We start from the raw sequence: 16,637 nt of genomic DNA on the forward strand, positions 1-16,637 counted from the left end.
CGAGGCAAGCCCCGCACCCCGCGCAGCTGTCATGCAGCCTTCTCGAACTCGGCGCCGAGATGCTTGAGCCGCGGCATCACCTCGTTCTTGAGCAGGTCCAGCGAGTGCCGCCAGGCTTCCGGCTTGTGCTTGTAGTCGAAGCCGAACACACAGAGGACGCCGAAGCCGCCGACTTCCCGGTAGATCTTCTCGATCTTCTCGGTGACCGTCGCGGGCGAGCCGACGATCCAATTCCGGCGCGCGCAATATTCGACGGTGACGTCGCTGTCGGGCACGTCGGGTGCGTGCTTCAGATAGTCCTTGAAGCCGAAATGGCCGAGCAGCGGCAGGAAGTACTCGCTCATCATCCGGCCCATCATGTCGCCGGTCGACAGCTTCCACGCCTCCTCGTCGGTATCAGCCACGAACACCTCGCGCACCAGCCGCCAGTCCTTGCGGCTCGGCTTGCGGCCGGTCTTGGCCGCGCCGGCCTCGACCGAATCCCAGTGGCTGCCGACATAGGCCGGGTTGAGGTTGAGGCTCATCGGAATGAAGCCGCGCTCGCCGGCGAGCTTCAAGGTGTCCGAATTCTTCGACAGGCCGGCGACGCCGATCGGCGGGTGCGGCCCTTGCAACGGCTTGATGTGCGGCTTGAGGAAGTCGAACATCGTGTCCGGCTTGCTCACCGTCCAGTACTTGCCCTTGTGCGTCCAGGGTCCTGGCTCGGACCACATCTTCAGGATGATCTCGAGCGCCTCGCGGGTCATGTCGCGGTTCTGGCCCGACATGCCGTCGACATTGAACATCGCCCAGTCGCTCGGCAGGCCGGAGGCCGCGACGCCGAAGTTGAGGCGCCCGTTCGAGAGATGATCGAGCATCGCAACGCGGTTCGCGAGTTCAGCGGGATGATGATACGGCAGCAGGAAGCCGCCGGGCCCGATGCGCAGATTCTTGGTCTGCAGCAGCGCCTGCGCCACCAGCAGATCAGGCGACGGGTGCGGCTCCCAGGGTGCGGTATGGTGCTCGCCGATCCAGGCTTCCTGATAGCCGAGCTCGTCGAGCCAGCGCAGCGTCTGCAGGTCCCAGTCGTGGCCCTCCTTCAATCCGCACTCCGGCGGGTGCGAGGGCATGGTGAAGTAGCCAAGCTCCATGTGCGTTTCCTTCCTTCGCGTTGGGTTCAGTTGTGCAATGCGTCTTGCCGCGCATTGCATGACGATCAGCAAGCGCTGTGCCAGCGGAGGAAGTCGCAGGGAATGGGTGAGAACGGCCGGATTTCGGCCGGCTGCGCGCCGGTCAGCGGGCTTGGCAAGGCTGGCGGCGTCTCACTGTCGCGAGACGTGTCGCAATCGTGAGACGCGCCGGCAAGCATTCCCGCTGGTTGGCTCGGGCTGCCTTCGCACACACGGAAGCAGATACTCTTGCGGAGACTTCCCCTCACCCGAATTCGAGCTTCGCTCGAATTCGACCTCTCCCCGCAAGCGGGGCGAGGTGAAGCGGAGCGCCGGATCAGCCCGCCGCGCGGCGCGGCTGGGCGTTGGTATCGGGCTCGGAGGGTGGAGGAAGCTGCATCAGGATGGTCTGGCCCATCGAGGCGATCTCGATGCCCTCCTCCTGGAAGCGCCGTTTCATGCGGCGGTTGAACTCGCGTTGCACCGCCCAGCGGCCGCTATCGGTGCAGCGGATCTGGCCGACGATGGTCACGACCGAGCCGTCGACCTTGTCGACGCCCCACAATTCGAGGTCGCCTCGAATGAATGCGCGATACGCCGTCTCCTGGCGCATCTGGGCGACGATGTCCTTCAGCACCTCGCCGGCGCGGTCGGTGTCCTCCTTGTAGGACACGTTGACGCTGACCGCGGCATTGCCGGCGCCGCGGCTGGAGTTGGTGATCGTGGTCACCGCGCTGAACGGCACGACGTGCACCGAGCCGTCGCCGGCGCGCAGCCGCATGGTGCGGATCGAGACGTTCTCGACCACGCCCGAGAGGCCCGACACCGTGACGTTGTCACCGACCTGCACGGTGTTCTCGATCAAGAGGAACAGCCCGGTAATGAGGTCCTGCACCAGCTTCTGCGAGCCGAAGCCGATCGCGATGCCGACGATGCCGGCGCCGGCGAGCAGCGGCGCGACATTGACGCCGATCTCGCTGAGCGCCGTGAGGCCGACCACCGCGACGATCATGCAGAACAGCGCGGTTCGCAGCATCGGCTGGAAGGTGCGCAAGCGCGCGGCGCGGGCGTAATGCCCGTCGCGCGACAGGGTGTCGATCTGCCGGTCCATCAGCGCATTGGCGACTTCCCAGATCACGGCCGCGGCAAGCGCGGCAATGCCGATCGTCACCAGCGCCGAGATCAGGCGGCTTCCGATCTGGCCGCCATAGAACCAGACGATGGCATCGACGCCCCAGACCTCGAGCAGCGCGACGAAGCCAATGAAGGCGATCACTGCCGTGACCACCTTGCGCAGCAGCGGCAGATAGCGGTTGGCGCGGGTCTCGAGCCCCGGGAAGCGCTGGATCAGCTCCGGGCTGATGCGAAAGCCGCGATCGATCAGGCTCAGCACCACCATGGTGACGAGGCGGGTGACCAGCAGCACCGCGACGGTGCCGACGAAATATTGCAGCAGCAGCGAATAGCCGTTGCGGATGTTGAGCGCCCACACTGCCCACAGCGCGAGGTCGAGCGCGATCGCCAGCACATGCCAGAGCGCCGCGAGACGGTTGCGCGTTCGCGCCGCAAGCCCGGTGCGATCGGCCGGCGCGCGGATGGCGTCGGCGACCTGGCGGCGGCACTGCAGGATGATGACGACGACGAACAGATGCACGACCAACATCACGAGCCGGATCAGCGCGGCATAGCCGGCGCGATGCAGCCCGAGCAGCAGCGCGACATTGGCAAAGGCGATGCCGGAGACGCCGACGGCGACGATGCGCCGGGCCCAGATCTCGATATAGGCCGCGGTCTCGGCACGGACGCGGAACAGGCCGAACGGCCCCGCCAGCGCGCGCACCGCGCAGATCAAGACGCGCGAGAACACATAGGCGTTGACGACGGCAAGGATCACGAGCCGCGTGGTCGACTGATCGCCGATCTCGGTGCCGAGCAGCGCGGTGGCGATGCCGCCGAATACGACGACCGGCAGCAATTCAAGCAGCAGGCGTCCAAGCACGAAGGGCAGCCGGACCAGCGACTGCCAGGCCCGCGCCAGGCTGAGCCGGCGCCGCTGCAACTCGGGCGCCGGCGTGACGTCGGCAACCGACGACGGCGGATCGACGCTGGCAAGCGTCTGCACCGGCACGCGCGCGGTCTGCGGCAGCCGCGCTTCCAGGAACGCGACCGGCCGCTTGATCAGGCGGAACACCACCCATTCGGCGGCGAGCGCGCAGCCGAACACCAGCGCCAGCTTCCAGGCGATGTCGATCAAGAGGCCGTAGGCGACCGGATCATTGGCGGTGCGCACGAACCAGTAATAGAACGCCGGGAAATGCGTCAGCGTGCGCGCGACGTCGGCGACCTCGCGCGACATCTCGCCGACCTGCTCGGACACCATCAGCAACAGCTGTGCGCCGAGGCTGTCGGCGGTGAGCGGGATCGGCGAATGCTGCTCGGGCGCAGGCGCAGGCTGGGCCGCCGCCTGCGGCGAGGCATTGGCGATGGCGCGCAGCGTGTTGATGATCTCGCCGCGCTTCTTGTCGTCCTGCAGCGTGTCGAGCGCACGTTTCGCCTGCTCGGGCGTCAGCGCGTCGCCGGTAGCGGGTTGCTGCGGCGCCGGCTTGGCGGCCGGCTGCGCCAGCGCGGGAGAGACGAACAAGGTGAAGACGAGAAGCAGCGCAAGGCGAAGTTTGTGCGACACGAGGGCCTCATAAAATAACTGCGCGACCGCAAACCCTTGGGAAGAATCTGCTCTCGCGCTCGCGCCATGTCGGATACTCCTTTTCGCCCCGATGGTGTGTCGGAAGTTTGCCGCTGTGACGGCCATCTCTTGGCATTTGCCGCAACACAATCGTCACAGGCGTTGAGCCGCGTTTACACTTCCAGTGCGCGTTCCCGGCCGGCTCACTACACGTCAGGGGTGAGACCGCAGAATCTTTCGCTTGACGCGCAGGAGCCGCCGTGATGTTCTTACTTTGTTCTTTTGTTCCCAATTGCGTTTCGGGGGTCTCATGCACGACGTGTTTAGCGACGACGGTCCGGTGCGGCTCTTCATTCACGACGACGATGAAACCCCGCTGGAATTCGTGCAGGATTTGTTGCGTACGGTGTTCGGGAAATCCGAGCAGGAAGCCATCGCCTCCGCTGCCTTGATCGAGGCCAAGGGCGCCATTCCGTGCGGTCCCTATCCGGGACCGGTCGCGCGGGCAATCTTCAACTCGGCGAAGTGGCTGATCCGCTCCAACGGCCAGCCGTTGATGATCACCACCGAGTCCGCCGACGCCAGCCGCCCCTGCGATCTCTGCGAAGCCCCGAGGGCCGTGACGGAGATTCTGATCTCCGGTACGACTGCGTCGCTGTGCAGCGACTGCCTGCTCGCTGCACGCCGCAGCTCGGAAGAATTGCCGGGCGAGACGTTTCGGTCCGCTTACGTTGCGCTCGACTGGCATTTCGCCGGCGTGCCACGCAACCTGATCGTGACACGGGCGCGACAGTTTCCGGGCCACATGCGCGCCGACGTTCAGGTCGCAATCGACAAGCTGTTCACCGATCCAATCCACTTCTTCGGCATCCATGAAGAATATCGCTACGAGACGCTGGACTTCGCGGCGCTGATGAAGGCCGGCCGCAATGCGCCGGCGATCGCGCCGCCGCAATATCGCGATGTCGATATCGGCGAGGCCGAGCCGGTGAAATGCCTCGCCAATGGACTATGGCTGTGCCGAACCGGCGAACTGCGCTACGCCGTGCTGCTGACCTTCCATCGCGAATATGATCACGAACCGTCGCTGCGAATCGAGCTCGCGTTGCCAGCCGGGGCGACCGGCAACGCTTTCGTGCAGCGCACTTTCGCCGAGCTGGAAGCCGCCGTGCATGCAGCGCGATCCTATCGCGGCAAGATCCTGTCGCTGGAGGATGGCGCCAATTATCGCGGACGTTCACGTGGCTTGACCGTGCATCGCCTGCCGACGGTCGCTCGCGATGACGTGATCCTGCCGGACCGGACGCTGCGGCTGCTCGATCGCAATGTGCTCGGCTTTGTCGAAAGCCGCGATCTGCTGCGCGAGCTCGGCCAGTCGACCCGCAAGGGCATCCTGCTGTACGGCCCGCCCGGCACCGGCAAGACCCACACCATTCGTTATCTCGCCACCAACCTGCCGGATCACACCACGCTGATCATCACCGCCGAGCAGGTCGGGCTGCTCGGCGCCTATATGAACCTCGCGCGGCTGCTGCAGCCGACCATGGTGGTGATCGAGGACGTCGATCTGATCGCGCGCGACCGCGAGGACATGGGCGGGCCGTGCGAGGAATCGCTGCTCAACAAGCTGCTCAACGAGATGGACGGCCTGAAGGAGGATTGCGACATCCTGTTCGTGCTGACCTCCAACCGTCCCGAAGAGCTGGAGAGCGCGCTGGCCGGCCGGCCCGGTCGCATTGACCAGGCGATCGAGGTGCCGCTACCCGACGAGACCGGACGTGGCAAGCTGATCCGGCTCTACGGCAAGGGCCTGCCGCTCGCGCAGCCCGTCATCGACGACGCCGTGCGACGCACCGAAGGCGTCAGCGCCGCCTTCATCAAGGAGCTGATGCGCCGTCTCGCCCAGGCCAGCATCGTCAGGGACGGTGGCCGCGAGGTCACCTCCTCCGACGTCGACGGCGCGGTGAACGAAATGCTGTTCGACGGCGGCCGGCTCAACGCCAAGCTGCTTGGCGGCGCGCAGGGGATGAGTGCGGGGTGATGCCCGATCACTTCGCCGCTGCCGGCAACAGCAACTCCCGTTCGCCGGCCGCAACGCGCGCAAGCTCTTCCGACACGCACGCCAGCACGCGATCCCAGGCCTGCGGCTTGTCCTGGCGGAACAGCCGCATGGTCGGATACCAGGGCGTGTCGGCGCGATCGCGCAGCCAGCGCCAGTCGAGCGCGTAGGGACACAACATCCAGACCGGGCGGCCAAGGGCGCCGGCGAGATGCGCCACCGAGGTGTCGACGGCGATGACGAGATCGAGCGCGCAGACGGCCGCCGCGGTGTCGGCGAAATCGCCGAGCGTCGGCGCGAGGTCGACGATACCTGCGCCAAGGCCCCGCAGCACCGGAGCATCGTCCGGCCGCGGCTCCTTCTGCAGGCTGTAGAGCTGCACGCCTGATGTGACCAGCCGCGGCAGCACGGCGTCCACCGGCAGCGAGCGCTGGCGGTCGCCCTTGTGCCTGGGATTGCCGGCCCAGACCACGCCGACCTTCAGCGCGGTCACGCCGGCGAGCGCCTCGCGCCAGCGCGCGAGCTTGCCGGCATCCGCCCGCAGATAGGATGTCGCTGCGGGAATGGTCTCGACGGTGGTGCGGAAGATCCGCGGCAGACTGAGCAGCGGCAGTTGCAGATCGAACGGCGGCAACGGCTCGCCGCGCGCGAACACCGCGACATCAGGCAGCATCGGCCGCAGCAGCGCGACCAGCGCCGGCTGCACCTGCAGAATGATCCGGCCGCCTCTGCCCGTCAGCATCGGCACATAGCGGACGAAATTGATGGCGTCGCCGAGTCCATATTCGGCAAACAGCAGCAGCGTACGTCCGGCGAGCGGCTCGCCCTGCCATTCCGGCTCGTCGAACACGGGATCGCCGTCGCTGAGCATCTTGGTCTTGCGGCGCCACCGATACTCCTCAAAGCCCTCCTCGAACTCGCCGTTCATCAGGAGGAAATGCGCGTGGTTGTAGTGCGCGAGCGGCTGCTTGGGATCGAGCGTAATCGCCCGGCGCGAGGCCACCAGCGCCGCATCGATCTCGCCGGCATTGCGCAGCGCGACCGCGAGGTTGGCGTGGCCCTTGGCATAGAGCGGCTCGAGCTCGATGGCGCGCCGATGCGCGGCGACCGCAGCCTCGACCAGGTTCTGCGCCTCGAAGATGATCCCGAGATTGGTGTGCGCGGCGGCGTAGTCCGGCTTCAGCGCGAGTGTGAGCTCCGCGCAGGCGATGGCGTCGTCGACCTGTCCGAGCTCGAACAGGCAGGCGCCGAGATTGTTGAGGATGACGTGATCGGACGGGTCGCGGGCCGAGACCTGCCGATAGATGCGGATAGCCTCCTCGCGCTCGCCCGCCTCGTGCAGCACCATCGCCAGCAGGCGCTGCGGCGCAATGTTGCCGGGCTCGAGTGCGATCGCGCGGCGGTAGTGCAGGATTGCGTCCTCCAGCAAGCCCTGGCGATAGAGCGCCGCGCCAAGGCCGCAATGCAGTCCGGCATTGTCGGGATCCGTGGCAAGTCCGCGGTGATAGGCCGTGGCGGCCGCTTCGTGCCTTTTCTGATCGCTCAGCACATTGCCGAGGTTGAGCCAAACGCCGCGGTAGACCGGATCGCGCGCGATCACCTCGCGATAGGCCTGCTCCGCCTCGACCGGCCGCTGCTGCCCGGCCAGCGCGACGGCGAGGTTGAACCGCGCCCGCGTCAGACCGCCATCGAGTGCGATCGCACGGCGGAACGCGGTCTCGGCCTCGTCGAAGCGCGACAGATCACACAGCGCAACGCCGAGCTTGATATGCAGGCCGGCATCCTGCGGCCGCAGCGTCACGCCGCGCTCGAACGCCGCCACCGCGCCTTCGTGCTCGCCCTTCACGGCGAGCGCATCGCCGAGCGTGGCGAAGGCCGGTGCATGATCCGGATCGAGGTTGAACACCCGGTTCAGCAGCATCGCGCCTTCCGCGGCACGATCGGTCACGAAGGCGACGACGGCGGACAGATGCAACGCCGGAACATGGTCGGGATCGGCGGTGAGGATGTCGCCGCACAGCGTGCCGGCCTCCGCCGCGCGGCCCGCGCCATAATGCGCCACCGCATCCCGCAACATCCGATCGACCGCCACGCTGCCCACGATACCGCCCCTCCCAAAGTCCCCGATGCGGATTAAACGGGCGCCGCCGCGAAATCCGGCACACGAATCTCGGTTGAACAATCAAAGCCCAGGTGCAGGTCCTTGATCTCTTCTCCTTCCCACTGAAAGGGGGAAGGTCGGGATGGGGGTCAGCCGCAGACGACGCTGCCCGCCGATAAAGCTGATCCCCACCCGCTTTGCTCTGACGAGCAAAGCGACCTCCCCTTTTCAAGGGGAGGTAGGAGGGCGACCAGGAGCCCGCCATCGCCCCCTTGACGGCCGCCGCATCATGTAACATATGAAGTTACATGATACGCGATAGCCGCCTGTCCAGCGTCCTGCATGGCCTGCTCCACATGATCGGGGCCGGCGAGCCGGTCACGTCGGAGCAACTTGCGCAGGCGATGGCCACCAACCCTGTGGTGGTGCGCCGCGTGATGGCGGGGCTGCGCGAGCAGGGTCTCGTGCATTCGGAGAAGGGCCATGGCGGCGGCTGGACGCTGGCGCGCGATCCCTCCGACATCACGCTTGCCGACATCTATCGCGCGGTCGGCGCGCCCACGATCGTTGCGATGGGCCATCGCTCGGAAAATCCCGGCTGCCTGGTCGAACAGGCCGTCAACGACGCGCTCGGAGACACGTTTCGCGAGGTCGAGGCGCTGTTCCTGAAGCGGCTCGGCGCGGTGACGCTCGATGCGCTCGCGAAGGATTTCAAGCGCCGGCTCGCCAAACACAAGCAAAATCTCGAGGACCAGATTCATGCAGTCAAGTGAGCAGGCGAAACCTCTGCCGTACAATGATCCCGCGCACTGGGACAAAATGGTCGCCGCCTATGAGGCACAGTCGCAGCCGTTCACGACATTGTTCGCCGACGCCGCGGTCGCAACGCTTCCGATCGACCCGTCATCCAGGGTGATCGACGTCGCCACCGGCACGGGCGCCGCGGCGCTGGCCGCCGCCCGCACCGGCGCTGACGTCACCGCGGTCGATTTCTCCGCCGGCATGGTGGCGCGTGTCCGCGCGCATGGTGTGGCGAATATCGAGGCGCGGCAGATGGACGGCCAGGCGCTCGATCTGCCGGATGCCGCCTTCGACGCGGCAGTGTCGGTGTTCGGCGTGATGCTGTTTCCGGACTGGCGCGCCGGCCTCTGCGAGATGGCACGGGTGACGCGACCGGGCGGATCGGCGGCGATTGCGGTCTGGAAGAGCGCCGACGGTGCCGCCGTGCATCTCTTGCTCTCGCAGATCATCCGGCGGCTCTATCCCGACAATGTCACGCCGATGCCCTGCACGGGCCTCGCCGAGCTCGCCGACCCCGGCCGCCTCGCCGCTGCGCTCATCGCCGCCGGCTTCTCCGATCCGGCGATTGTTGAGGTCACCCACGACTTCAAACTCAATGTCGCCAATCCCGGAGACGTCGACAAATTGTTCGAGTTCATGCCGCATTGGAGCGGGCTCGATGCAGACCAGAGCGCCGCAGTCGCGCGCGCCTTCCGCGCCGAGATTGAGCGCAGGCGGGTCGGCGACAGCTTCGCGATTCCGTCGACCGCGCTGATCGCGACGGCCCGGCGGGCTTGACCGAAACGGCCACGATCCGGCCATGCGAGGTCATGGCCGCCTAGCGCTTGTCGTCGTCCGGTTTTTCTTCATCGCTCGGCGGCTGCAGCCCGGGACTGTTGGCCCAGCGATCGAGTTCCTCGATGACCCGCCGGTGGCTCGGCCGTAGCGGCTCTGCACCGCCGGGCTCTTGCGACAATTTTCGGGGCAGCTTGACCTGATCTGGCATGGTGAGGCTCCAGAGCTGGGGGCTGTACGCACGGACGCAAGCGCCACTCGTTACGCGCGGGACTTGAGGAGATCGCGGATCTCGGTGAGCAGCTCCTGATCTTTGGTCGGCTTCGGCGGTTCGGCCGGCGCCGCGGGCGCTTCGCGCTTGAGCTGGTTCATGAGGCGGACCACGATGAACAGCACGAAGGCGACGATCAGGAAGTTGAGCGTCAGCGTCAGGAAGCTGCCCCAGGCCAGCACCGCGCCCTGCTTCTTGGCATCGGCCAGGTTGGTCGCGGTCACCGACTTCGAAAGCGCGGTGAAATAGTTGGAGAAGTCGAGCCCACCGCTGACCGCGCCGATGATCGGCATGATGATATCGGCCACCATCGACGAGACGATCGCGCCGAATGCCGCGCCGATGATCACGCCGACGGCGAGATCGACGACGTTGCCCTTCATGGCGAATTCCCTGAATTCCTTCAGCATGTGATCTCCTGTTTTCCAAATGAATGCCGTGGCACGGCCCGGCGACCGGGTCGCCGACCGCTCCAAGGGGGGCGAAGGATTATTTGCGATCGGCCGGCTTCGCAGGTGCCGCGACCGGCTGCGCAGGCGCGGCCTGCTCCCACGGGGCCGGCAGGATGACCCGCGCCGGCGGCGGGTTCTGCGCAGCGCGCTGCACATTCGCATTTTCCGGCCGCGGTTCGTCGCCGGAATTATCCGCGCGGGCGATGGCGACATGGATGCCGAGCGCCAGTGCGACGAATCCGAGTGCCGCGCCGACCGACGCGGCGGACCGCACCACACCAGCGCGCGACCTGTTCAGGATGGCAGGATGAGATGGCGTCATCGCAACTGCTCCTCACGCAATACACATCGTTCGGAGCCGCGCGGGCGCGAGCGCCGCGCACGGTCGAGGCGGGACGTCAGGTCTTGATGTCGTCCGGCAGCTTGCCGCCATTGGCGGCGAGCTTCGCCATCACCTGCTGATGCAGCCAGACATTCATGGTGGCGGTGTTGCTGGTGTCGCCGGTGTAGTGCAGCTCCTTCGCGAGCTCCTTGCGCGCCGCAAGGCTGCTTTCGAGACCGAGCGCCTTCATCAGGTCGACGATCGAGCTGCGCCAGTCGAGCTTCTCGCCGGTCGCCGCGGCCGCCTTGTCGACGATCGCGGCGACGTCGACGGTTTGTGCCGCCGCCGTGCCGGGCGCAGCAGATGCAGACGTCGACGTCGATGGCGCTGCGCCGGGCGCAGCCGTCGTTGTGCTCTCAGCGGTTTTGGCCTGGGCGCCGTGGCCGAAGATTGCACCCATGATGCTTCCAAAAATGCTCATGATCTCTCGCTCCGTGCGCCCGAGAACACCGTTCGTCCCGTGGCTGTTTCCAGTGACGGGGCGGACGATAGGCAGGCCATTGGCCGAGCGGAAGATGACCATCGTCACTATCGGAGTGTGGGACGGCGTGGTGCTGTCGGCGGGAAAAGCGTGCGGCTTTCTGCGGCCGCGCGAGAGCCTTTCATCGTACGCCCCACGTGCGATGAAGTCAGCCGTCCCGGCCCGATTCGCCAGCCCCGAGAAGTCGGGACGGCTGACACAGACGTGTGCGCGTTGTCGCTAACTAGAGCTGGCGGCGGCGGATGGTCTGGGCGAGTTCGACAAAGCTCTCGGCAATGCCGACGCCGGTCTTGGCGCTGACCGACTTGACGCTCGACTTCGCAAGCCCGGCAATCGCGCCTGCGCTGCCCGCGGCTTCCGGCAGGTCGATCTTGTTCAGCAGCGCCCGGTAGGGCCGGCCGGGAAAGCGCTCCTCGAAGCCGCGGACCAGTTCTACCATGCGGGTCACCGTCTGCGGCCGCGTGACGTCGGACACGATGATGGCGGCGGATGCGCCGGTGACATAGACCGTGTCGAAGATCTGGGTGCCGAAATCGCCGTCGGTGTCCCACAGCACGAGGCGCATCGGATCGCTGCCATCCGTCGGCGCCACGTCGTGGCTCAGGATCTCGACGCCCAGCGTCGATTTGTACTGGCCCTCGAACCGGTTGTAGATCAGCCGATAGAGGATCGACGTCTTGCCGACCCCCATATCGCCGAGCAGCATGACTTTCGCGGTGAGCATCAGCGGGCCACTTCGCCTCGATAGACCGTCTCGAACGCCACGCGGCGATTACCGCCGACGGTGGAGTCGACCCGGTCGGTGATCGGCATCGTCGCCGCGCGCGAAACCAAAATCAGCCGCGACGGATCGACCCCGAGCGCAGTCAGCCTGCGCTGGACCTGCTCGGCCCGCTTGCGCGCCAGCGTCCGGTTGGTGCCTTCCGTGCCGCTCTGATCGGCATAGCCGACGATCCGCAGCCTGAGATCGTTGTTCGCCATTAGTCCGGCGAGCTCGCGCAGCTGCTGCTCGGCCTGGTCGCTGTCGAGGACTTCGTCTGAATTGTTCGCGAAGAAGATCGCGGTGGTGGCGATGAAGCGGTCGAGCCGCGCCGCCGGGCCGTCGGCGATGGCTTGCAGCTTCGAATATTGCTCGGCCAATTTGACATACTGCTCGCCGAGCTTGTCATATTGCTCGGTCAGGGCGGCATACTTCTGGTCGGCCGACTTCGCCTGCGTACCGATCGCCTCGCGCATCTGGTCGAGGCTCGCCTGCAGCCGCGTCAGGCTTTGCTGCAGGCCCGCGATGCCGGCCTGCGATGCCGCGACTTGGTCCGGTGCGGACACCAGACCGATGTGGTTGACGATCTTGTACGGCGCCGCGGCCGCGGCGAGCGCATCGATCAAGGGCGCTGTCTCCAGCTGGCTCGGCTCGATGCCTGAAACGGCCACGCTTCGGCTGCCGTGATCGAAGTCGAGCCGCAGCGGGAACGAAGCCAGCAACGGCTGCTTTGCGGTGAGCTGTTCCAGCGCCGCCTGGGTCCGCCGCTCCACAAGACCGCGCGTCACCGAGGTCGCGGCAAGCCAGAACAACAGCGCGGCCACTGCCGCGAGCAAGGCGAAAAGGATCACCTTGCCGCGCCGGCTCGCGATCCGCCGTGGCGTATCGTCGGTTTCGATCGCGGCTGCCAGCGACGCCAGCATCGGCCCGTCGCAATCCGCGCCGCGGTCGATGCGCTCGATCGCATCGAAGAACAGCGAGTTGATCCTGGCGTTGTCGGCGGGCCGCAGCGGTCCCAGGCACTCCGCCGCCAGGATGAAGCGGGGCGAGGCGCGCAGCGCGAGTTGCCGTCCGCCGAAATCGAGCGTTTGCAGATTGCCTTCGCCGGCGAGCGCCTGCACCGAGAACTCCAGGATCGCCGCGACCATCGCGCTGAGCAGATCGGCGCGTTCGTCGGCGGTCGCATCGCGCTTCCAGTCCGCGATCAGACGGCCATTGCCGCGTTCGATGATCAGGAGCCGGTTGATCTGCGGCGGCTGATCGGCGAGCACGAATTCGCTGATCGGGCGTCCCGTCACCAACGACTTGACGCGGCCGACCCACAATTGCGCCGAGGTCAACGCATTGATGCGCTGCTCGAGCGAGGCAACCAGCTCCCTGAACGAATTCGCCACCGCGGCACTGACCAGCCGGCCGACGATCGGATAGAGCGCCTCGATCATCTGCTCGCGCGAGTTCTTGATCTCGCTGCGGATCGCAGAGACCACGACCGGCGCAATCGCGCTGGCGAGCTCGCGCGGCCGGTTGACCTCGGCGCGCTCCAGCGCCTCGACTAGGATGCCCGCGGTTGCCGTCTCCAGGCGGTCGGCGTTGCCGACATAGCGCTGCAGCGAGTCGAGGTCGGCCTCCAGCGACGTCAGGCGCGTCGCCTCGGGCTGAAACAGCAATGTCTTGAGCTGCTCGATCTCGCGGTTCTGGCCGGCAGCAGCTGCCATGCTATTTGCCCGTGCGGCCGGATCCCAATCCGCTGATGACCGAGCCGAGCTGGGTGATCGCCGCGCCGACATCCTTCAGCGAGTCGAGCCGCTTCTGCTCGGTATCACGCTCGAGGTCGGAGAGCCGCGCAGAAAGCGCGGTGAGCTCGTTGGTGAAGTCCGCCTGCATCTGCTTGAGCGATGCCTGCATCTCCTCGCGCAGACCCGAGAGGTTGGTCTCGAGCGAACGTTGCGCGCCGCCGAACAGCAGGTCGCGAACCTGATCGATCGCCGCCATGCCATGCGCCGCCGGATCCACGCCGTTGCCGGCAGCCGGAGCGTCCGCCGGTCCGTCCGTACCTTTGGTCTGGCGCTCGATACCCTTCATGGTCATTTCCCGCTTACTCATAGCTGCGCAATCCGGACCTGCGGTGTCAAAAAGCAAATCCGAAACAACCCTATAGCCAATTTTGCGGGCGCGGCCCAGAGAAAGGCGAGCAATCTCAGCCGGATCAACCGCGTGGTTGTGCGATCACGGCCAATTATTTCTAGTAAGTTATTGCCTTTATTGCGAGTTCTGTACGGTTCTTGACCTGGCATTTCTCCAGAATCGTGCTGACATAGTTCTTCACGGTTCCTTCCGCCAAATGCAGTTGCTCGCCGATCTCGGTGTTGCTCTTGCCCTCGACGATCAGCGTAAGAATTTCATTCTCCCGCGCCGTCAGCCCATCGCGAACCGGCAGCTTCGCCGAGACGCGCGGGCCGCGCAGCCGCTTGAACTCGTCGAGGATGCGCGCGGCGACGCCGGGCGAAAGCCCGGACTGGCCGTTGATGACCGCGCGGATGGTCGAGGCGATCTCCTCCATCCTGGCGTCCTTCAAGAGATACGCCTTGGCGCCTGCGCTCACCGCCTCGAAGATCAGGTCGTTGGTCTCGAACGTCGTCAGCACCACGATATGCGTCTGCGGCAATTCGCGGAGAATCCGCTGGGTCGCGGCGATGCCGTCGACCCGCGGCATCTGCAGATCCATCAGGATGACATCCGGCCGATAGCGCCGCGCGAATTCGATGGCCTGCTCGCCATCGGCCGCGCCGGGAAGGATCTCGAAATCGTCGTTCTGCTGGGCAAGCAGCGTGGCGATACCTTCCCTGATCAGGGTCTGATCCTCGGCGATCAGCACCCGTATCTTCTCAATTCTGCTCACGGGCTTTCCGTCATCCTCTCGAAAACGCGTTGCATGCGCGGCAACGAATTCAATCGGCCAGCACGCCGGCGGACGCTGCCGGCGGCACCGCCACGGGGAGCGAGATCCGGACCAGCGTTCCCTGCCCGGGCGCGCTCTCCACCGTGCAGTTGCCGCCGACAAGTTCAGCAAATTCGGCCATGCCAATCAATCCGAAATGTCCTGGCGTCGGGACCGCGGGATCGAAGCCGCGGCCGTCATCGCGGATCTCGACAATCAGCTTGCGGCCGACCGCGGCCGGCTCGTCGAAGGCGTGAAAGGAGACGCGGCGCGCCTGCGCATGCGTCTGAACATTGCGCAGTGCCTCGCTGAGGATGCGCTGAACCGTCAAGCCGCAATCGCGCAGGCCGGGGCGCGCCGCTTCGTCGATCTGGATCGACACCCTGACACCGCTGCGCGCGGCGAAGTCGCTGAGCAGCCCCTCGACGTCGGGATCAAGCTTCAGATCGTCGGGCGTGCGCAGGCGATCGATGGCTTCGCGGGCGCGCGAAAGTCCGCTCGCGGCCGCATCTTCAGCGGTCGCAAGGCTGTCCGCCACACGGGCGGGATCGGCCGACAAATAATGCCGGATCAGCCGGATCTGGGTCAGCAGCGCCACGATCGAGTGCACCAGCGTATCGTGCAGATCGCGCGCCAGCCGCAGCCGCGTCCGCGCCAGCGAGGCAAAGCGCACCTCCGCGCTCGCCGCCTCAAGTTGCTGCTCCATCAGGCGCCGGGCGCGGCGCTCGCTGCCGAGCAGCGTTTCGACCTGACGGCCGGCAAAATCCGGCATGGCGATGACGAAGTAATGCGACTGCGCGCCGTTCCACAGCACGACCGCCGTCATCGGCTGCGTGATGTCAGGCGACGCGCCACGCACACCGGCCAGCGCGATCATGTCCCGCTGGCCGCTGGCAAGCGCCGCCAGCTCGGCTTCCATGCCGACCAGCAACACACACTCGCAGCAATCGACGCCGGTTGCGGGAAGCCACTCGACCAGCCGGCCGATCTTCCGCTGCATGCTTCGATCGGCGCCGATGACGGCGAGACCGATGACGTCGGCTTCTGCGGCCGCAAGCAAATCCGCGCTCAGATCGATCATGCGTTGCCCATCAGCTCAGCGAGCAGCCCACTCTGGCGTAAGCCGGCAGCGGTCGCAAACGAATATGACTTTCGTCACAACCGGTCCTGACCTTCGTCAGATGCCGCGGCTGCTCGAAATACGGTTCTGTCTCACGAATGAGCAACAGCGCAAGCCATGATGTGCCACATGCCGGCGTCCATGGCGATGCCGGCCGGGCGCCGGGCCTCGCGAAAGGTCGCGCCAGTCGGCCGGAATGTGAGCTGACAATGAAGGGCGCACCACGAAAACCGTCGGGCATCGAGCTGCGCATGCTGGCGGAAGCAAGCAAGCCCGCGCGGCGCCGGCGCCTGAGCGCGACCCAGAAGATGGCGTTGCAGGAAGCGCTCGCCGGTCGCCTGCAGCTCTATCCGCGCGGATATGCCGCGAGCAAGACCGGACCGTTCCACTCCCGACGCGCCATTCTCGGACTGGTGCGCGCCGGCCTGATGAGCCTCAGCGCGACGGCGCGCTATGCGGCCGTGACCAGGCGCGCGCGCGAGATGTACGAGGCCGCGGCAACCAGCGACGCTGCGCCCGAGTAAGCGCGCGCCATTGCGCTGAGGCGCTCGAAGCCCTCACCATCCATTTCATTCCGCGCTGAGGCCGGCGTCACACGCGCGGACGCCCCGCGTGCCGCGCCGATCCGGCCGTGAGCAGCGTCAGACCAGCCGGCTGGCTGCAGCAG

The 16,637-nt window shown here is 66.4% G+C and carries 16 protein-coding genes; 4 read left to right on the forward strand and 12 right to left on the reverse strand.

Annotation, left to right across the window (positions count from 1 at the left end; all coding sequences use genetic code 11):
* Window positions 1-29 precede the first annotated feature (29 nt).
* Window positions 30-1,130, reverse strand: a complete 1,101-nt coding sequence (locus tag J6525_RS28565; RefSeq protein ID WP_018269514.1) for an LLM class flavin-dependent oxidoreductase — start codon at window positions 1,128-1,130, stop codon at window positions 30-32.
* A 355-nt stretch (window positions 1,131-1,485) separates the two neighbouring features.
* The gene (locus J6525_RS28570; RefSeq protein ID WP_176936730.1) at window positions 1,486-3,831 is read right to left on the reverse strand and encodes a mechanosensitive ion channel family protein; all 2,346 of its coding nucleotides are present in this window, start codon (window positions 3,829-3,831) and stop codon (window positions 1,486-1,488) included.
* A gap of 310 nt (window positions 3,832-4,141) precedes the next feature.
* On the opposite strand from J6525_RS28570, the gene J6525_RS28575 reads away from it, so the two are divergent.
* Window positions 4,142-5,872 (forward strand): ATP-dependent Clp protease adaptor ClpS, encoded by a 1,731-nt coding sequence (locus J6525_RS28575; protein ID WP_225647144.1) that lies wholly within the window; start codon window positions 4,142-4,144, stop codon window positions 5,870-5,872.
* Between the two features lie 7 nt (window positions 5,873-5,879).
* On the opposite strand, the gene J6525_RS28580 is transcribed toward J6525_RS28575, so the two are convergent.
* On the reverse strand, window positions 5,880-7,967 hold the full coding sequence (locus J6525_RS28580; protein WP_225647174.1) for a tetratricopeptide repeat protein: 2,088 nt from the start codon (window positions 7,965-7,967) through the stop codon (window positions 5,880-5,882).
* A gap of 332 nt (window positions 7,968-8,299) precedes the next feature.
* Here J6525_RS28580 and J6525_RS28585 point away from each other — a divergent pair, with 332 nt between their 5' ends.
* Together J6525_RS28585 and J6525_RS28590 are read left to right on the forward strand one after the other, a co-directional pair.
* Entirely contained in the window at window positions 8,300-8,764 is a 465-nt protein-coding gene (locus J6525_RS28585; protein ID WP_225647145.1) for an Rrf2 family transcriptional regulator, read from the forward strand.
* Window positions 8,751-9,569 carry a class I SAM-dependent methyltransferase gene (locus J6525_RS28590; RefSeq protein WP_225647146.1) on the forward strand — a complete coding sequence of 273 codons (819 nt, stop codon included), beginning with the start codon at window positions 8,751-8,753 and terminating at the stop codon, window positions 9,567-9,569. Before J6525_RS28585 ends, J6525_RS28590 begins: the two co-directional genes overlap by 14 nt.
* Window positions 9,570-9,609: 40 nt before the next feature.
* Here the strand turns inward: J6525_RS28590 and J6525_RS28595 are convergent, their stop codons facing one another.
* The 9 genes from J6525_RS28595 to J6525_RS28635 all read right to left on the reverse strand — a co-directional run bounded on the left by J6525_RS28595 (window position 9,610) and on the right by J6525_RS28635 (window position 15,931).
* Window positions 9,610-9,777: a hypothetical protein gene (locus J6525_RS28595; RefSeq protein WP_168857300.1), complete on the reverse strand. Its 168-nt coding sequence runs from the start codon at window positions 9,775-9,777 to the stop codon at window positions 9,610-9,612.
* Window positions 9,778-9,827: 50 nt separating this feature from the next.
* The gene (gene mscL / locus J6525_RS28600; RefSeq protein ID WP_225647147.1) at window positions 9,828-10,247 is read right to left on the reverse strand and encodes a large conductance mechanosensitive channel protein MscL; all 420 of its coding nucleotides are present in this window, start codon (window positions 10,245-10,247) and stop codon (window positions 9,828-9,830) included.
* A gap of 79 nt (window positions 10,248-10,326) precedes the next feature.
* Entirely contained in the window at window positions 10,327-10,611 is a 285-nt protein-coding gene (locus tag J6525_RS28605) for a hypothetical protein (RefSeq protein ID WP_225647148.1), read from the reverse strand.
* Between the two features lie 76 nt (window positions 10,612-10,687).
* Window positions 10,688-11,092 carry a DUF3597 domain-containing protein gene (locus J6525_RS28610; protein ID WP_225647149.1) on the reverse strand — a complete coding sequence of 135 codons (405 nt, stop codon included), beginning with the start codon at window positions 11,090-11,092 and terminating at the stop codon, window positions 10,688-10,690.
* A 283-nt stretch (window positions 11,093-11,375) separates the two neighbouring features.
* Window positions 11,376-11,876: a GTP-binding protein gene (locus J6525_RS28615; protein WP_225647150.1), complete on the reverse strand. Its 501-nt coding sequence runs from the start codon at window positions 11,874-11,876 to the stop codon at window positions 11,376-11,378.
* On the reverse strand, window positions 11,876-13,627 hold the full coding sequence (locus J6525_RS28620) for an OmpA family protein (RefSeq protein WP_225647151.1): 1,752 nt from the start codon (window positions 13,625-13,627) through the stop codon (window positions 11,876-11,878). Before J6525_RS28620 ends, J6525_RS28615 begins: the two co-directional genes overlap by 1 nt.
* Window position 13,628: 1 nt before the next feature.
* Window positions 13,629-13,994 carry a hypothetical protein gene (locus J6525_RS28625; RefSeq protein WP_225647152.1) on the reverse strand — a complete coding sequence of 122 codons (366 nt, stop codon included), beginning with the start codon at window positions 13,992-13,994 and terminating at the stop codon, window positions 13,629-13,631.
* A gap of 160 nt (window positions 13,995-14,154) precedes the next feature.
* Complete coding sequence (locus J6525_RS28630; RefSeq protein WP_028335911.1) at window positions 14,155-14,811, reverse strand: response regulator transcription factor; 657 nt, start codon at window positions 14,809-14,811, stop codon at window positions 14,155-14,157.
* 49 nt (window positions 14,812-14,860) lie between these two features.
* Window positions 14,861-15,931 (reverse strand): sensor histidine kinase, encoded by a 1,071-nt coding sequence (locus J6525_RS28635; protein WP_225647153.1) that lies wholly within the window; start codon window positions 15,929-15,931, stop codon window positions 14,861-14,863.
* A 248-nt stretch (window positions 15,932-16,179) separates the two neighbouring features.
* Between J6525_RS28635 and J6525_RS28640 the strand changes: the two genes are divergently transcribed.
* Window positions 16,180-16,494, forward strand: coding sequence for a hypothetical protein (locus J6525_RS28640; RefSeq protein ID WP_225647154.1), 315 nt, complete (start codon window positions 16,180-16,182; stop codon window positions 16,492-16,494).
* Window positions 16,495-16,637: the final 143 nt, after the last annotated feature.

Source organism: Bradyrhizobium australafricanum (assembly GCF_020329495.1).
GTDB lineage: Bacteria > Pseudomonadota > Alphaproteobacteria > Rhizobiales > Xanthobacteraceae > Bradyrhizobium > Bradyrhizobium australafricanum.